This window comes from Halapricum desulfuricans, from assembly GCF_017094465.1.
GTDB lineage: Archaea > Halobacteriota > Halobacteria > Halobacteriales > Haloarculaceae > Halapricum.
In genome coordinates this window covers 908,800-925,165 of record NZ_CP064791.1, presented here as the reverse complement: position 1 = coordinate 925,165, position 16,366 = coordinate 908,800, and the positions used below count along the sequence as shown (strand labels likewise).

At 58.2% G+C, this 16,366-nt stretch carries 12 protein-coding genes and 1 pseudogene; 7 read left to right on the top strand and 6 right to left on the bottom strand.

Annotation, left to right across the window (positions count from 1 at the left end; translation table 11 throughout):
* Positions 1-157: 157 nt before the first annotated feature.
* The gene (locus tag HSEST_RS04760) at positions 158-1,156 is read left to right on the top strand and encodes an IS110 family transposase (RefSeq protein ID WP_229122498.1); all 999 of its coding nucleotides are present in this window, start codon (positions 158-160) and stop codon (positions 1,154-1,156) included.
* A 384-nt stretch (positions 1,157-1,540) separates the two neighbouring features.
* Here HSEST_RS04760 and HSEST_RS04755 read toward each other — a convergent pair whose 3' ends face one another.
* Complete coding sequence (locus HSEST_RS04755; RefSeq protein WP_229122497.1) at positions 1,541-2,368, bottom strand: IS5 family transposase; 828 nt, start codon at positions 2,366-2,368, stop codon at positions 1,541-1,543.
* Positions 2,369-2,404: 36 nt separating this feature from the next.
* The gene (locus HSEST_RS04750) at positions 2,405-2,704 is read right to left on the bottom strand and encodes a hypothetical protein (RefSeq protein WP_229122495.1); all 300 of its coding nucleotides are present in this window, start codon (positions 2,702-2,704) and stop codon (positions 2,405-2,407) included.
* Between the two features lie 298 nt (positions 2,705-3,002).
* Between HSEST_RS04750 and HSEST_RS04745 the strand changes: the two genes are divergently transcribed.
* Both HSEST_RS04745 and HSEST_RS04740 read left to right on the top strand, forming a co-directional pair.
* Complete coding sequence (locus HSEST_RS04745; RefSeq protein WP_229122493.1) at positions 3,003-4,358, top strand: APC family permease; 1,356 nt, start codon at positions 3,003-3,005, stop codon at positions 4,356-4,358.
* 1,266 nt (positions 4,359-5,624) lie between these two features.
* On the top strand, positions 5,625-7,178 hold the full coding sequence (locus HSEST_RS04740; RefSeq protein WP_229122491.1) for a hypothetical protein: 1,554 nt from the start codon (positions 5,625-5,627) through the stop codon (positions 7,176-7,178).
* Positions 7,179-7,298: 120 nt separating this feature from the next.
* Here HSEST_RS04740 and HSEST_RS04735 read toward each other — a convergent pair.
* A pseudogene (locus HSEST_RS04735) lies at positions 7,299-7,943 on the bottom strand (transposase); the annotation flags it as partial.
* A gap of 215 nt (positions 7,944-8,158) precedes the next feature.
* Here HSEST_RS04735 and HSEST_RS04730 point away from each other — a divergent pair.
* Both HSEST_RS04730 and HSEST_RS04725 read left to right on the top strand, forming a co-directional pair.
* A complete protein-coding gene (locus HSEST_RS04730; RefSeq protein WP_229122490.1) occupies positions 8,159-8,902 on the top strand; it encodes an ArsR family transcriptional regulator in 744 nt (247 codons plus the stop codon).
* A 1,058-nt stretch (positions 8,903-9,960) separates the two neighbouring features.
* Positions 9,961-10,860 (top strand): succinylglutamate desuccinylase/aspartoacylase domain-containing protein, encoded by a 900-nt coding sequence (locus tag HSEST_RS04725; protein ID WP_229122488.1) that lies wholly within the window; start codon positions 9,961-9,963, stop codon positions 10,858-10,860.
* 427 nt (positions 10,861-11,287) lie between these two features.
* On the opposite strand, the gene HSEST_RS04720 is transcribed toward HSEST_RS04725, so the two are convergent.
* Positions 11,288-12,139: a formate/nitrite transporter family protein gene (locus tag HSEST_RS04720; protein WP_229122487.1), complete on the bottom strand. Its 852-nt coding sequence runs from the start codon at positions 12,137-12,139 to the stop codon at positions 11,288-11,290.
* A gap of 798 nt (positions 12,140-12,937) precedes the next feature.
* Positions 12,938-13,861: an A/G-specific adenine glycosylase gene (locus HSEST_RS04715; RefSeq protein ID WP_229122486.1), complete on the bottom strand. Its 924-nt coding sequence runs from the start codon at positions 13,859-13,861 to the stop codon at positions 12,938-12,940.
* Between the two features lie 146 nt (positions 13,862-14,007).
* Here HSEST_RS04715 and HSEST_RS04710 point away from each other — a divergent pair, with 146 nt between their 5' ends.
* Complete coding sequence (locus HSEST_RS04710) at positions 14,008-15,069, top strand: DUF7544 domain-containing protein (protein WP_229122484.1); 1,062 nt, start codon at positions 14,008-14,010, stop codon at positions 15,067-15,069.
* Positions 15,070-15,133: 64 nt separating this feature from the next.
* A complete protein-coding gene (locus tag HSEST_RS04705; protein ID WP_229122483.1) occupies positions 15,134-15,535 on the top strand; it encodes a DUF5790 family protein in 402 nt (133 codons plus the stop codon).
* Positions 15,536-15,546: 11 nt separating this feature from the next.
* Here HSEST_RS04705 and HSEST_RS04700 read toward each other — a convergent pair whose 3' ends face one another.
* Positions 15,547-16,290 carry a creatininase family protein gene (locus HSEST_RS04700; protein ID WP_229122482.1) on the bottom strand — a complete coding sequence of 248 codons (744 nt, stop codon included), beginning with the start codon at positions 16,288-16,290 and terminating at the stop codon, positions 15,547-15,549.
* Positions 16,291-16,366: the final 76 nt, after the last annotated feature.

Sequence of the window (16,366 nt, the reverse complement as noted above, 5' to 3'; positions counted from 1 at the left end):
GTATGCCGTGCCTCAGAGCACGTGCTGCTGACTGGTCCGTGTGCGAAAGAAGCCGAGTCATGGGCGTAACAGCCCGGGTGCCGCCGGGAGCGGCACCCGGGAAAGCCCGCATAGGTGCATCTCTGCTTCACGCACTGGCGTCCCGGGTGAACAAACCATGTACCTCGGAATTGATGTCCACAAACGGTACGCACAGGTGGCAGTAATGGATGAGGGTGGTGAGATCGTCGAAGAGGTTCGCGTCGAGAACGCGAACCTCGACGACCTCGCCCAGCGGTACGCTGGTGCCCAAGCCGCAATCGAAGCGACCAGCAACTACTACCACATCCACGATACGCTGTCGGAGCATTTGGATGTGACTGTTGCTCACCCGAAAGAACTGAACCAGATCGCTCAGTCAGATAAGAAAACTGATCGCGTCGATGCCAAAGAACTCGCGCGGATGGTTCGGTTGAATTCGGTCCCTGAGAGCTATGTTCCAACCGACGAAGTCAGGGAAGCCCGCGCACTCGTGCGCGGGCGACAGACGTTGGTCGAAAACCGCACCAAGTACGCCAACAAGATTCACGGACTCCTCTCCGATCACGGCATCACTGAGGACGTGAAGCCGTTGAACAAGGAGGGGCGAGAGTTCCTGCGGGAACTCTCGCTCCCGACGCCGTGGGATGCGTTGCTGGAGTCGTATCTTGAACTGATCGAGACCCTCACCGAGGAGATACAGGAACTCGAAGAAACGATCGAGGAACGCGCTGGATCTCTGCGCGAGACCCAGTTGCTGATGACGATTCCTGGCGTGAGCTACTACACGGCGTTGACGATCTACGCGGAGTTGGGCGAAATTAGTCGATTTGACCGAGACAAAGAAGTCGTCAGTTACGTCGGATTGAACCCGGTGATCCGCGAGTCGCCTGACTCGCGGATCGAGGGAAGCATCTCGAAACGTGGTTCAGGGAGAGTTCGGTGGCTGCTCGTCCAGGCTGCTCACAACGCGGTGCATGTCTGTAACGACGAGTATCTGGGTCGGTTCTACGAACGACTAGCCAACCGGAAGAACTCACAGAAAGCGATCGTGGCGACGGCGCGGAAGATGTTGGTCTCGATCTACCACATGCTTGATCGAGACGAAGTGTACGATCCACCAGGTGTGAGCGCGTAGACGAGGGAGCTGAGGGCCGCCGAGCGGGCGGCCCTCAGTGGTCGGCCGAGGCCCTCCGTGAGCAACTGCTATCGCCAGATAGCGACCGCACCGCATCACGATTGGGTCCGCCTGTCGGCTGTGGCAGTAGCAGACTCCGAGACGGCGTAATCATTTTGTCGCCAGCGGTGGTTTGTTCGGGTAGCAGCGTTTCCATAGGTGCATACACGGCGCGTATCTCGCACAAGCTCACTGTCAGGAGGTTGCTTGAATCAGTACAGACGAAGATCTCCCTCTTATCTCGATATCCGAGTGTACACAGCACCAACGATGACGGCACCTATGATGATCCCGCCAGTCCATCGAATGACACGGCCGTGGTGAATCGCCAGACGTAGCTTGATTTCACTGTTTTAGCGATTGCTTGATGTTGTGAACGGCACACATCAGAACGAGTTCACGAAATTCACCGTACCAAGTTCGCGCACGCACGGCGTCGCCGAGCGTGCGCTTGATCGTCGAGAAGACGGTCTCACACATCGCTCTCTGGCGGTATCGAGGCCCATCGATCCGCGCGTTATGCGCGTGATCGATGGGCCGGAACTCTCGATGTTTGATCAGCGGTCTTACGCCCTCTTCGCGGAGTTTTTCGCGTAAATCCATCCAATCGTAGCCTTTGTCGGCAGCGAGGCTGGCGAGGTCGGCCGCGTTGCGGAGGGCGACCTGCCAGCCGAGCTGTGTGTCGTGGCGTTTCTCAGTCGTGCAATGAACGTCCAGAATGGCTTGGCTTTCTGTGTCGACGAGAGCAGTTGCTTTGAGCGTCTGAACCCGGTAATTCGTCCGCCGACAGTAGTGCTTGCTAGCGTTTTCGCGGTCGAAGAATGTCGCATCAATGGCGGCGTGACCGCTCGTGTCGTGCAGCTGCGCCGACAGGCGCAGCAGCACTCGCCAGAGTGCTGTCTTGATTCTGTCAAACCACTTGACTAGCGTGGAGTGGTCGGGGAGATCGGCCGCGTTGAGGCCGATCTCCCCGAGTATTTGTGGCATCTCGCTCAGCAAATCGAGTGCCTCTCGGTAGGATTTTTCCAGGTAAACCCGCAGACAGTGCAGCGACACCACCGCATACTCGGCGAAGCCGCCACCCCCTTCGGGGGCGGCGACTTCGCCTCGCTCACCAACAGCATTTTTAGCTAACTGAACGACTTTGCTCGTGAAGCGGGAGATCTTAGACATGAATCATCGACGGTTTCCCGCTTCAACTTCCTAGTTCTAACGATCGAAGCCGCCGTCGTCTAGCGATTCACCAGAGCCAATGACACTGCCATAGGAGAGCAATGGCAGCGCAACGAGTGACATAAACGCCAGTGATAGGCGGACTGATTCAGAACCTTCAACAGCGATATAGACCGTCCCAGCGACTATGAGACCGATCCCTAGCGCAGCGAGGAGTGTTGTGAACCCGAACGAATCTCGGAATGTGAGGCCTACGATAGTAAACAAAAGACCAATAAGAACGATACTGGATTCGGGGAGCGAGGGGGTGCTCTCACTCTTCTGGAGGAGTTCCATAACATACAACCCGAGACGGGAACTACTTAAGTCTCTGCCATCCGGGACTCACGTACACTGGAAAACTGATTCAGCGTGATATGTCTGGAACGAACACATCTGCTGTGCTGACTGTACTCTCTGAATCGGTCACGCCACTCCTGACAGAAGTCGAGTAGTTCAAACGATCTATGTTGAACCCAGAGCGTGTCTCTATCAGAGTGCAACCTCCCGATAATCCTCCCTCACAGGCGAAGGGTTCACGCCTCACAAACCGCAATGACCTATCAAGGAGGGAATTGAATGGAGCTCGATTGTCATGGCTGAGAGCCTCGGACTGAAAGAGAGTATCTCGATGGCACTCGGCGGTATGATCGGAGGTGGCATCTACGCCGTTCTCGGTGTGGTGGCAAACATAACGATGTCCGCCATCTGGGTCGCGTTTCTCGCCGCCGGAATCGTCGCCATATGTGCGGGCTACTCGTACAACAAGCTCAACAGTCTCACGGACAACCAGGGCGGCTCTGTGACGTTCGTCCAGTGTTATCTCGGCAACTCCACTCTAGCTGGAATCGCAGGCTGGACGCTCCTGTTTGGCTACATCGGTTCGATGGCGATGTACGCCTTCGCATTCGGTGAGTTCACGGCTGCTTTCGGCATCATCCCCGGGAGCGTTCTGGAGGTCCCGACCAGACCGCTCATCTCGGTCTTGGCGGTAGCCGGGTTCGTCGGCCTCAACCTGCTCGGGTCGCGGACCACCGGAGCCGCAGAAAACGTCCTTGTCGCTCTGAAGGTTGGCATTCTCGTCGTGTTCGGTCTTCTCGGGCTGGTGTATGCGTTTGGATTCAGTGGTGCGCAGTTCGAGTATGGTGTTAGCCATCTTGGTGGATTCGACCCCCTCATGGCGGCGGCCATCTCGTTCGTGGCGTTTCAGGGCTGGCAGCTCCTGTACTACGATCAAGAGGGTATCGAGAACCCCGTCGATACCATCCGGACGGCCGTGTACATCTCCATCCCGGTCGCCGTTGCAATCTACATTCTCGTGGGAATGGTGACGGTAAACCTCGTTCCGCAGGCGCTCACGTCCCACCCGCACGTCGCGCTGAAGGACGCCGCCTCACTGATGATGCAGCCCTACGGGCTGGCACAACTCGGAGCAGTCATCCTTGCGCTGTCGGCGTTGTTCTCGACGGGGAGCGCCATCAACGCGACCCTGTTCTCGTCGGCGTATTTCGCCAAGGGAATGCTCGGTGACGACATCCTCCCCGATCAGATCGGGAGTTCGGATGCCGACGGGGTTCCCGAGCGGACAGTCCTCGTACTGGGTGCCATCACTGGGGCGTTTACGTGGTTCGGTGGGCTCGGTGCAATCACCTCGTTCGCATCGCTGTCGTTCATCCTCGTGTTCGGGGCGATGAGCTACCTCGCGTTCCGCCAGCGTGATCACGACGAGGTGAACGCCGTCATCCCCGCAATTGGAACAGTCGGTGCGCTGGCGTTCTTCCCGCTGATGATGTACAACCTGTACACGCGGGAACCGAACACGTTCTATATCGTGCTTGGTCTTGCCGTCGTCGTGCTTGCCGTTGAACTCCTCTACTTCGAGCGCGACGTCATCGAGGCGGAAGTCACGGAATTCGAGCCAGATCCCGGCGTTTTCGACGAGCACAATTGACCGTGTCGCTCACCGTCTTTTCAAGATCACTATTCGCCTCTACTGTCCAACGGGAAGCAGTCCAATTGACAACAGCGCAATCAACTCGTCAGCAGCCTTCACAAAGGCCCAGTCACAGGGGGTCAAGAACATCACTCCCACTGTACTTTCCGATGTAGGCTGGCACCACGCTTTTTAATCTGGCGATATGTGGTCACCATAGCCTGTGTCTGCACCCGAGCTAAGCCAGTGCCCGACGTGTGGATGGACAGGGAAACAGTCTGAACTCGACAGTGGACAGTCAGGGCCGACCTGTCCTGTATGTGGCGATAGGATACTACTCGAGTAGATACGCGGGGAGCTTACGCTGCATCCTCCGGTTTGGTAGTATTCTATCAGGGCGGTGGTGCAGAAGTCTTCACACACTCTGAGCTGCCCGGTCCGGGTTTTTGAGTGAGACAAGATTTCGCTCTGATCTGAGCCATTATTTCCCTCCGAGTATCGGTTCGGTTAATACGATCCCGGTGATCGAAATCCGCCGAGTTAGGCCTTGAGAACTATTCTGCACCACTGCCTTCTATCAGTACTATTGGTATAGTCGCTACTTAATACTGTTTTCCGTTTCTTCCAGAAGCTGCTGGGTATGTGTCGTCCATCCCACAGCACAAAACTGACCGATTCACCAGTATAAGGGCGCAAATTGAGTACATAAAGTACCCCGGGGACAAGCCCCGAGGATTCCCTATCTAGGGCCGCACTACACCTGGCAAGGGGATTTGATTTCCCTCATTTTCCACGGCAAAGAGGTCGGCTGGAATCAACTCCCGAACACACACTCGGTGTGTCCGTGGAGGCCGGTCGCTCCACCACGACCCGACAACTCCCGTCTCACCCACTATAACAGCGGTTTTTGAGAGGAGCCGCATTCCCAAACTGCGACACGGCCAGCACGGGGTTGAAGTCTTCAACTCCGTCTGTAGGATCGTTTTCTGGCCGCTACGATCAGATGAGACTTTTTGATATAATAATCGTTCGATTTGTTGAACCGAATGACAGGCTTCACCCTCGACTCAAGTGGTTCGAGGCACGAAGCGTCTCGTCATCTGCTCACGGCGCTTGCGCCGTTCGCAGGTTCGTGGGATCTCGTCCCACGCCCATCACGGAAATCGAAGATTTCCGAACGACCCCGAGGCACTCGCCCTGTTCAGCCTGTAGAAATCTCTCAGAATCCGTCCTGACGAGTCTCAGACCAAGCGCTTTTTCAATCCATAGCAGCGACGGCTGGCTATGACCCGGACAGAACTCGGAGCCGAGATTGAGGATATACTGGAGATATCCCAAAGCGAGTTCCAGACCCAAGTTGAGGAGGATGCAGAAGTCATCAAGTCCGAAGTCGCAGAGGGAACGTTCGACAATCCGCAGGGACTGGTTGGATTAGAGTGCGAATTCTATGCGACAACCGACGAGACCACAACCAACGGGAATAGAGAGAAAAGCGATCCAGAAGAAGGAACGCTCCGGCGAATTCCTCGCCGGACACTTTCGTTCATCGGCTTCGAGAAAGAACTGGGATTGCATAACGCGGAGATGAGTACGACACCTCAACCGCTAAATGAGCACGGGATTGAGGCCCAACAGGCCGAAATCAAGGGTCGGTTGGCTGCGGCACGGGAGCCGACTCACGCCAATAATATGCGTCTGGCCAGCGACGGCCTGTGGACGATTCCACCGAGCGGCGAAACCGCACGCGAGTACCTCACCGACTCCATCGAGGACGATGGCCTGACGATTGCGACCAACATGAGCGACTCGATCCGCTATCATGCGATGGGAAACACCGATGCTCCCACGGGCGGGCGTCTCGACGCTCCACACGTCTCGTTGGAGACAGATACCATCATGCCAGAAAGCCTCATCACATCGATACAGCCACATTATCAGGTCCCCAACGCAGAAGCTCTCCCGTCCTATTTCAGCTACGCGATTCGGCTTGCAGGGCCTCTCCTCGCGCTTGGCGTCAATTCCCCGTTTTTCCCTCCAAGCCTCTACGATGACGGCGTCACCGCACAGACAGTCATCGACGACGCGTGGATGGGCAACCGGATCAAGGTGTTCGAAACCTCGCTCAATACCGACCAGGTCCGGAAGGTCAGGTTCCCTGAAGAGTTCGAGACGGTCGAAGAAGCGATTGACAATATCGCCGCCGATGAGACGATCGTTCCGATGCCAGTAGAGCGTGGCGATCGATTCGACGACGAGTTCGCGCACTTCCGACGGAAACACGGAACATACTGGCGGTGGATTCGGCCAGTGTTCGGTGGCGCAAAGCGGTCGAGTGCGAACGCCCGGATCGAGTTTCGACCGTTACCTGGTCAACCGACGCTACGCGACACGATCGCGTTTCAGGCGGTGTTCGCTGGCGCTCTCGAACACTTCCACTCCGCACAGCATCCGGTCCGGCGGTTGAGGTGGGACACCGCCAGGGACAACTTCTATGCCGCAATGCGTGACGGTATCGATGCGGAACTTACCTGGATGACCGCCGAAGGGCGAATCACGACTGATCTGGAGGCAATTTACGAGGAGCTGTTCAGTGCTGCGGAGGGTGGGTTACAAGCCCACGGGCTTCGGGACGAACAGGTTCGACAGTATATATCACCTCTTCGAGATCGTGTCCAAGCCCGGATGACACCGGCGCAATGGAAACAGCAGATGGCGTCTACCCGTATCTCCGAAGGGGCAACTCTTCGAAAAGCTATCGTCGATACTCAACGTGCATATCTAGAACGACAGGCAGATACATTCTTGTCGGGAAAGCTTACTGACTGGAACCCATCGTGAGCAGATCACGAGAGAGCTTCGCTCCCCGAACAACTCCTTAAGCAAGGGGATTAGCTAATTAACTCAGCTTTGCACGTTAGCGTCGGCAGTTGAGTGAACGAAGAGGTGTTCGATCTTGTCATCGATGTTGCGCTCAGTCGTGTCGATGCGCTCTTCCAGCGCATCGACGCGAATCTCTTCTCTGCCGTAGGTCACCTGTCGATTGCTCCGGAGCGGGCCGATCCAGTCCTTGTCGTAGGATCCGATGTATTCAGGAAGGCTAGAATCGTGGGCGAACCACGAGTCGAAGAGGTAGGTGTGCCGGCGGACACCTGCCTCTTCTTCGAGTTCAGTGACGATTTCGCGGGTGAGGTCGTACTTGGTATCGTGGTCTTGGTCGTCGTCTTGGCTCCAGACAGTGTCTCCTTCAGCGTGATCGTAGAAGCGGCCGACGCCGGGGACGTCGTCCCCGACTTTCTCGGCAATCGTGTCGTCAAGGATGATGTAGCCGTCCTTCGACCAGCGCGTTTCACCGTGTTTCTGGAGTTCTTCGAGGCGTTCGTGGTTGAATTGGTCTTCGTCCCAGTCGTACTCGGTAAGGAACCTGTTGAGAGCGCGTTTGCTGTTGGCTAGAAGGACTTCGCGTATGATACCCGCCACGGTCTTGTTGCTGGCCGCAACAAGGCCGGTGGCGTAAGTTTTCGCGTGACTGCGTTGTGCTGGTGATAGCGAGTCGAACTCGTCGAGCACGTGCGTGCACGACAAGAAGTTCGTAATCGGCATCATACGTCCTTGTCACTACCTTCGTCACGTTACTACTTCAACGTCCAAAAATGAGTAATTAATAGTGGCACGCTCTCTTCCTCATACTGGTGACTATACGTTCGTAAAGATATCCGGCACGCCGTCGTACCGGATCATTTCGAAATGTTATAGCCACCAGTATCACCCTCGCCACAGACCTTTTCCGGCAGAGACTATTTTGTCCCCATAGAAAGGACATGTCTCATAAAAGTGACGACATCGACACCGAGGACGATCGACGGGACGAGAGGAACAGCATCCGCGATCGTCTCGAGCAACTGGTCGACCGGGCCAGAGCCGGGTTCGACGAGGGTGTAGTCGACGTCCTCTCGTGGCTGCTGGACACGGAGACGCGGACCCGCGTCTACGTGCATCTCAGGCAGAACGATTGGAGCACCAGTGAGAACGTTGCCGAGGGCACCGGGCTCCAACCAGCGTCGGTTCGGAATACGCTCGACGAACTCGTCGAACAGAACGCCGTCGAACGTCGCGAGCACAGTGGCGGGGGAGCGGAATACGAGTACGATGCTGTTCCGCCAAGCGACCTTCTGGGCGGGGCCGTCGATCCGGTCCGCGACAGTCTCGAGAGTGCAGTTCCCGACAAAGAGGGCGAAGAGTCGGCTCGCATCGAGATTGACTCCGGTTCGTCCGTGGAGGCTGAAGCCGGGGAAGCCGAAGTGGATGCCGAGACGGACGTCGAAGGTGAGGCCGAACTCGACGAGGAGGGGGCCAGTGTCGAGGGGAAAGGCAGTGGTGAACTCGACGCCGAAACCAGTGACAGCGAAGCCGAAGTCGAAGGGTCGGTCGATGCTGAAGTCGGTACTGACGGCATCGATATCGACGTCGACGCGGACGTCGAGACGCCGGCCGAGGACGGCGCTGACGAATCCCCCGAGAGTTCCAATGACGGGCGCACGGACGACGACGCTGAGAAGTCCTGACGATCATTCTCGGGAGGGTACGACGAACGGCCGGTACGAAGTGGCTCCCATTCCGTCCTCAACCCCCCCAAAAGATCGTCCAGTACAGCCATTTGGATATCAGGGTGCCATAGAACGATTTACAGTCCGGCGTTATATCATTGGCAACAGACTCGTTAGAAGCCCCGATTACGACGCGTGTAGAAGACTGTGAGGCCGAGCACACAGAGGCCAATCCCCCACCAAAGATCATCCCCGGGTAGTAGTGTAAGGATAATTGTCACGACACCTGATGACAGAAGCGACCATCCAAGCGTTGTCTGGGATGACATAGTGGTCATAGCGAGGGAGAGCGGTTAAATCACGTGGAGATTTTGAGACACACGCAACCTTACCTAACATCGGTTTCATCTCAACTAGTAGGTAATAAATCGGATGTCGGCAGAATCGATCGGAACTGTATGCATTGAGACGATCAGTCTCAACTAATGGATAGTGAGCGCGTATCTTGCACAGCGATTGGTTCGAATCTGCAGCCGTGGAGTTGTTCAATATCGGAATTGTGTAGGGTCGTTGCACCGTCTGAGTGAGTGGCAGTGGTTTTTCTCTATTAGTGGTATTCGACCAAAAACATATATATATAGACAGTAATTATATATGTATGGCGTCTGAGTTTGAAGTATGGCGCATAGCCCAGAACACGTCGAAGAGTTCGTTTGTGTGGACTGCCAAGTAACCCATGCAGGCACGCCGGTTCAGAACGAACCTGGCGAGCATAAGTTCGAAGCACCCGAATCATGCGGCGCGTGTGGCGGGACTGAATTCGTCCCAACCGAAGAGTGGGTCCACCATCTCGAGTAATAAACAACCTCGAAGGACCGCGCCGGAGGGCAAAAACAGCTGACGCCGCACAGCCAGAACCGGACACGCTCGCGTCAGCCGGGTCGCCGATTCGGAACTGAAGACGATTGGAACGGTCGTGAGAGGCGTCTGAACAGACGTACTCGTCACTGGGTGCTGCAGAGACCCTCTGTATCGGTCACACGCTTACTAAAGAGCTAGATGAACGCCGAGGTGTGATGGTTCCGGTCGTGAGGTATTTTGGCCTGCACCGGGTAGTAACGAGAGTGTTCGGAGGAGACATTACGCCAGCAAAGGAAGTACTCGGTCCCGGAGACGACGCTGACGTGGCAATTGTCGGGGGCATTCACGGCGATGAACCGAGTGGCGTTCGGGCAGTCCGGGAAGTTCTCGACTCCTCCACGAACTTACAGCGACCGATACAACTCGTCGTAGCGAATCCGCCTGCCATCGCGAGCCATCGCCGATATATCGATGCCGACATGAACCGAGTGTTTCCAGGCGATCCGGCCAGCGAGGACCGCGAACGCCGACTCGCTGCTGCGCTCCTCAAATCAATCAGCGACTGTGGCGTCGTCCTCTCTCTCCATTCCACCCACTCCTACGATGATCCAATCGCGCTCGTTTCACGGTCACACCCCGAGGTACAGGCCCTAGCCGCTCGCCTTCCGGTGTCTCACGTTGTTGACCAGACGCCCTGTTTCGAGGGAGCATTCGCAACGTCAGCACCCGTTCTCACTATCGAAGCAGGCCGAACGCGTACCGAGGAGGCGACAGAAAACGCGCGGCAAATCGTTGAGGCCTTCCTCCAGTTGGTTGATGCACTTCCTGGGGAACCTGTAGAGACAGATTCGACATATTACACGATGACTGAGGCAGTCTCGACACAGCCGGACGCCAACTACGATCTCCTCGTCGACAACTTCGAAGTGGTCGAACCAGGGACAACCGTCGCACGGAGCGATAGGGGCGAATACGTAGCCGATACCTCCTTCGTTCCGATTCTGATGTCCGAAACAGGGTATGACGACATCCTGGGATACAAAGGCGCTGTCGCTGGCGAGACGCTTTCGTCAGCTCGCAACGCCTGGGGAGTCTCCCCGACTCCTAGGAACTAATTCACCCGTGTCGTTCTGTAGAGAGTGAGTAGCCACCGGACTCTCGGCAGAAGGATGGCAACTGTTTTACGACACTCTCTCGTGAACGCCTCGGGAACTCTTCTCTGACACCCTCGACTTCTTAGATGCCCCCGATTACGACGCGTGTAGAAAACTATGAGGCCGAGTACACAGAGACCAATCCCCCACCCGAGGCATCCCCAGGTAGGAGTGTAAGGGCGATTGTCACGACACCTGATGACAGAAGCGACCATCCAAGTGTTGGCTGAGATGACATACTGGCCGTAGCGTAGGAGAGCGGTTAAACCACTTGGAAGGTTGAGACATGCGCGGATGCGTTCTACCGGGTGGTTCGGGAATAGCGAAGGGAAGCAAACTGCCAGCCTTTGCTGATTGTATTCTCTCTTAGCAACACTACCTACTGCTATCAGTCTTCAATGCCGCCGGTAACATAGCCGTATTTCAGTAATGAGACAAAGATGGTGCCCCCAATGACGTTCCCGATTGTCGCGATCAATAGAAAACGAACATAATCAGCTACCGTGATAGACGAGGACGTAAGCAAGCCAGCGAAGACTTCGACGTTACCGGCAATAGAGTGAGGCAGGTGGCCAAATCCGATGACAGTGGTGATAGCAACGACCAGTAGAATTCGAGCAGTCGAACCTTTGACCGACGTGACCATCCACGAGAGCAATCCCATCAGCCACCCGGCCAAGATCGCAGCGAAAAGCGTCGACGCGACAGAGTGCGAGAGGAGTGGAGCGGCCAGTCGGACGAACGCTGTCGGGGCAATTATTCCGTATTCTGTCCCGAACGTCACCATCCCAGCCGCGAAAACCGCCCCGCCGATGAGGTTCGTGCAGTAGACCACGCCCCACAGTCGAACGAGGCTAGAAATCGTCGCATCCCCATTCAAAACCGGTAGGACAGCGAGAGTGGTGTGTTCGGTGAATAGCTCTGTGCCACTGAGGACAACGAATACAAACCCGAGAGAATAGACGAGTCCAGTCGTTATCCGTAAAGTCGGCTCGCTCCAGACCCCAGCGGCAGTAGTGACGAGTGCCGTCATAAACAAAGGCCCGAACCCGATATCGAGCCCGGCCGAGAGGCCGGAGAGTGCGAGTCCGCGCGTCGGTCGTGAAAGTTCTTCTTGGCCGACCTCCAGTTGGGCCCGCAGTGCATTTTCCTGCGAAACAGGGGTATGGTCGGATTCGGAACTCCGCTCGCTTACTGACTCGTCATCGGTGGTTTCCGCTTTGGTGGGCTGTGAAGTCATGAATCAAACAGTCCACGAGAGTCACGGGTAATTGTTTACGACGAGGGGTAAAACCCGCGCTACCGTTCCACACATCGGGCTGTTCGCACAGTCCTCGACGGCCTCTTGTACAGGTATCCGTCCGGGATGTCCGCGGGCCCATGATCGATATACGCTCTATATCTTGCACTCCGTCCGATACCCATACGTACTAGGGTGTCATAGAACGGTTCACAAGGTGACTGATTTCGGGACTGTCGAGAATGAATCTCCCTGCTCATACTGCCGGCTGTAAGTTCGTAAAGATATTCGCCACCCCGGAGTGGCGAATTCCTTCAGTTTGTTACAGCCGGCAGTATCAGTGGGTGTGGGTTTGCACAAAATTCGTCTTCGAGCGGTGCTTTACCGTCAAAAATATCAAATACCCCCGAGATATGAGGTCTATGGACGAGTCTGCCCTCCAACCCCGACTCGACGCGATTGAACGACGCCAGTCCTACATTCTCTTACTACTCGTCGCAGGATACATGTTCGCTGGAACTTGGTTTCTCGTCGATATGGTCTCTGCTGTCACGGTATGGAATGCTGGCTTCGGATTGATTATCCTCGCCGTCCTTGCATCGATTGTCAAAATCTATCGCCGGCGACAGGCGAGTTCGTAACGGCGTACACTTGGTCGTCTGCACTGAGAAGAGCGAGGAGCGACGACCAGGTATGAGAACCGTTGTATGACACCCTCATACGTACTCCAACATTTCCTACCACGAGTTGCGGCGTAGTAGATTGGCTGTGATGGTCCGATGACACGCTACGACGCGACTACTCCCGAAGCGTTGCGACCGTCGTCCCGTCACGTTCGCGGAGATCGACCATCCCGTCATCGGCGAGGTCGCCCAGTAAGTCCCGCAGCCACTCACGTCCGTAGTCCCCATCGGGCGCGTAGTCGACCCGGACCCGCGGCCCCAACTTGTCCAGCGCCAGCTCACCGTGTTCGTTCAGCGTCCGGACGACGCGCCCGCGCATCTGGCGGCGGCTCCCCTCGAAGTCGGGCTGGGTCGGCACGTCGGGAGCGGTGAAGTCACCCGTCTCGTAGGCGTGACACCATTCCCGCCAGGGACAGCCCGCGCTGTCGCAGGCGGGCGTCTTCTCGCAGGCGACACCACCCAGTTCCATGATCGCGTTGTTCCACACGCGGGAGTCGCCGTCCGGCATAAGCAGTTGGGCAACGAGCTCGAACGCCTCGTCGTCGTCCGGCACGTCGAAGGCGCGGTACAGGACGCGTTTGACGTTGGTGTCGACGACGGCGTCGCCGTTGTCGAACGCGAACGAGGCGACCGCGTTGGCGGTGTAGGGGCCGACGCCCATCAGCTCCTGCAGCCCGTCGGGATCGCGGGGGAACGTCCCGTCGTGATCCTCGAGCACTTCGCGAGCGGCCTCGTGGAGGTACTTCGCGCGGTTGTTGTACCCGAGGCTGTGATCGGTCCAGAAGCCGACGACGTCGGCGCGGTCGGCAGCGGCGAGATCCGCGATCGTGGGCCACCTGTCGAGGAAATCCGCCCAGGCGTCGACCACGCGATCGAGCTGAGTCTGCTGGCTCATCACCTCCGAGACGAGGATCGGATACGGGTCGGTCGTCTCCCGCCAGGGATATTCGCGGTGATCGTCGGTGTACCACTCGATGAGTCGCGTTCTGACCCGGTCGCGATCCGCCGGTAGATACGCTTCGGGAGACGCCTCGGACATCACCCGTTGGTTCGTCCACGCAGCCTTGACGCTTACTACCGACCGACGAAATCCGACAGCGCGCACACGAACCACACCGCAGGCGGGGACAATCGACACGTGTTGGACCACCTATATTTTTTGTCACCCCCGCTGAAAGGGTCGCTATGGCGTTATATGCGGCCGAACGGATCGACGATGCGGTGGAGTTGACTCGATCGCTGCTGTTCCCGTTCGACGGGGGGCTGTGGGCGCGGTTGACCGTCGTCGTCTTCGTGATCGGAATCGGATCCGGTGGCAGCTTCGCGAACCTGGGATACAACGGCTCGTCGACCGGATCAGCCGCAGGGTCGGCGGGCTCCAGTGCGAGCCACACACTCGATGTCGGATCGGTATCGATCGCGAGCGAGGTCGTCGCTGCGGTCGCCGCGATCGCGCTCGTTCTCGTGGCGATCTGGCTGGCGCTGGCCTGGCTCGGCGCGACCCTGGAGTTCGTCTTCGTCGAGGCGCTATCGGACCGATCACTGTCGATCCGGCGCGGCCTCGGTCGCAACCGGGGTCGTGGCTTCCGGCTGTTCGCGTTCCGGATCGCGGTGTTCGCACTCTCGCTCGCGGTGTTCGGCGCGGCGTTGCTCGCGGTCTTCTGGGAGCCGATCACGACCGCACTCGACGGGGGAGCGGTCACGATCTCCGAATCGAGACTGATTGCCGGGATCGGTGCGCTCCTGATCGTCAGTGTACTCGTGGGCGTCCCGGCGCTCGTGATCCACTGGCTGACGACCGAACTCGTCGTCCCGATTATGCTCGCGCAGGACCGCGGCGTCCTGGGCTCGTGGCGAGAACTCCTGTCGGCGATCCGCGCGCAGTGGAAACAGTTCGGCGTCTACCTCCTCGTCGTGATCGGCCTGCGGATCGCCACGACGATCGCCGCCGGGATCGTCCTGTCGATCGTCGCCGTCGTCCTAGCGATCCCGTTTCTGATCGTCGGACTGGGACTCGGTCTGGGCGCGGTCGCGGGCGGGGCAATCACTGCCCCACTGGTCGTCGGGATCGTCCTGCTGGTGCTCGTGTTCGGATTCGTGATCATGCTCGTCAACGCGGTCGTGCACGTCCCGATCGAGTCGTTCCACCGCTACTTCTCGCTGCTGTTCGTCGGCGACGTTGCGGCAGAGTTCGACGTGCTCGGGGAGATCCGACCGCCGCTCTCAGATCGGCCCGAGACCGCCTAGAACGGTCCGTTTTACTTTCACTTTCGGGCGTGCCTTTAGGTTCCATGGTGTCGAATCTCACAGTATGAGCCAGGCGACGCTCGACGACGACGAACTGTTCGACGAGGCCGCGAGCGACATCCGCGAGGACGTCGAATCGAGCCTCGACGAGGCGCGCGAGGCGCTTCCAGCAGCGGACGCGATCTGGGAGACCGACGCCGACAACACCCTTGGCGTGCTCAACGGGCTGAAGTCCGCGCTTGAGGTCGGCGACGCCGAGGACGCCCTGCGAGATGCCAAGAAGTGGTACACGATGGGCGAGCGCGCCGACGCCTTCGAGGACGCCGACGATCTCGCGGCGGCCATCGCCGAGGTCGAGGAACTGATCGCGGACGTCGAGGACGCCCACGAGGCGGTCGGCGATCTGACGAGCACGATCCCGGCGATCCGAAGCGCGCTCGAAGACGCCGCCGAAGACGAGGAGTAACACCGTCGCAGTCAGCGGTGCTCAAGCGACTGTACATCCCGGCTTGCGACCGTTTCTAGCAGTGCGACGAGCGACTCGGTCGCGTCCGCCAGCAGTCGTTCGCCCAGTTCGGCGTCGCCCTCGCTCGGGTCGCCAATGTTGCCGCTCTCGCTGAACGCCGCGAAGTCGTAGGCCAGATTGGTTCCCTGTTCGAACTCACCGAACCCGTCGCCAGCGCCCGCAGCGGCCGCCTCGAACCGATCGTCGTGGACGAGATCGGGCCGGACAGCCTGGACGAAGGCGGTCTCGACGGGCCCGCCGTGGCCCAATTCGATGCCGTACGAGTCGAAATCCAGTGCGTCGAACCACGTCCACGGGACGGCATACGCGTCGCCGTCCCTCGTGATCGCCCCACAGACTTCTCGCAGGGCGTCGGTGTTGCCGCCGTGGCCGTTGACCACGACCACGCGATCCCAGCCGTGACTGGCGAGGCTGGCGACGGTCTCGCGGACGTAGTCGCGAAAGGTGTCCTCGCACACCCACAGCGAACCGGTAAAGTGGCGGTGTTCCTCGGAGACTCCGACGTTCACAGGCGGTGCGACGACGACTTCGTCGTCGTAGGCCTCGGCGGCTTCGGCGGCGATGGTCTCGGCGCTGAGCGCGTCGGTGCCCATCGGGGCATGGGGGCCGTGCTGTTCGGTGCTGCCAGTCGGCACGAGCGCGAGGTCGGTCTCGACGGCGTCGGCGTCGGTCCAGGTCGCCTCGGCGAGGTGCATGGGCGTGCTACCGCCCGCCGGCACAAAAGCCCGCCGAGAGAACGCGCTTCTTAAACGCCCGAGGCGTCTAGGACGG

Bases quoted from the DNA above. Each gene is read 5' to 3' on its own strand.
- HSEST_RS04725 (WP_229122488.1), top strand. From the start codon at position 9,961: ATGGTTCCGGTCGTGAGGTATTTTGGCCTGCACCGGGTAGTAACGAGA.
- HSEST_RS04700 (WP_229122482.1), bottom strand. From the start codon at position 16,290: ATGCACCTCGCCGAGGCGACCTGGACCGACGCCGACGCCGTCGAGACC.
- HSEST_RS04715 (WP_229122486.1), bottom strand. From the start codon at position 13,861: ATGTCCGAGGCGTCTCCCGAAGCGTATCTACCGGCGGATCGCGACCGG.
- HSEST_RS04710 (WP_229122484.1), top strand. From the start codon at position 14,008: ATGGCGTTATATGCGGCCGAACGGATCGACGATGCGGTGGAGTTGACT.
- HSEST_RS04730 (WP_229122490.1), top strand. From the start codon at position 8,159: ATGTCTCATAAAAGTGACGACATCGACACCGAGGACGATCGACGGGAC.
- HSEST_RS04760 (WP_229122498.1), top strand. From the start codon at position 158: ATGTACCTCGGAATTGATGTCCACAAACGGTACGCACAGGTGGCAGTA.
- HSEST_RS04705 (WP_229122483.1), top strand. From the start codon at position 15,134: ATGAGCCAGGCGACGCTCGACGACGACGAACTGTTCGACGAGGCCGCG.
- HSEST_RS04755 (WP_229122497.1), bottom strand. From the start codon at position 2,368: ATGTCTAAGATCTCCCGCTTCACGAGCAAAGTCGTTCAGTTAGCTAAA.
- HSEST_RS04750 (WP_229122495.1), bottom strand. From the start codon at position 2,704: ATGGAACTCCTCCAGAAGAGTGAGAGCACCCCCTCGCTCCCCGAATCC.
- HSEST_RS04740 (WP_229122491.1), top strand. From the start codon at position 5,625: ATGACCCGGACAGAACTCGGAGCCGAGATTGAGGATATACTGGAGATA.
- HSEST_RS04720 (WP_229122487.1), bottom strand. From the start codon at position 12,139: ATGACTTCACAGCCCACCAAAGCGGAAACCACCGATGACGAGTCAGTA.
- HSEST_RS04745 (WP_229122493.1), top strand. From the start codon at position 3,003: ATGGCTGAGAGCCTCGGACTGAAAGAGAGTATCTCGATGGCACTCGGC.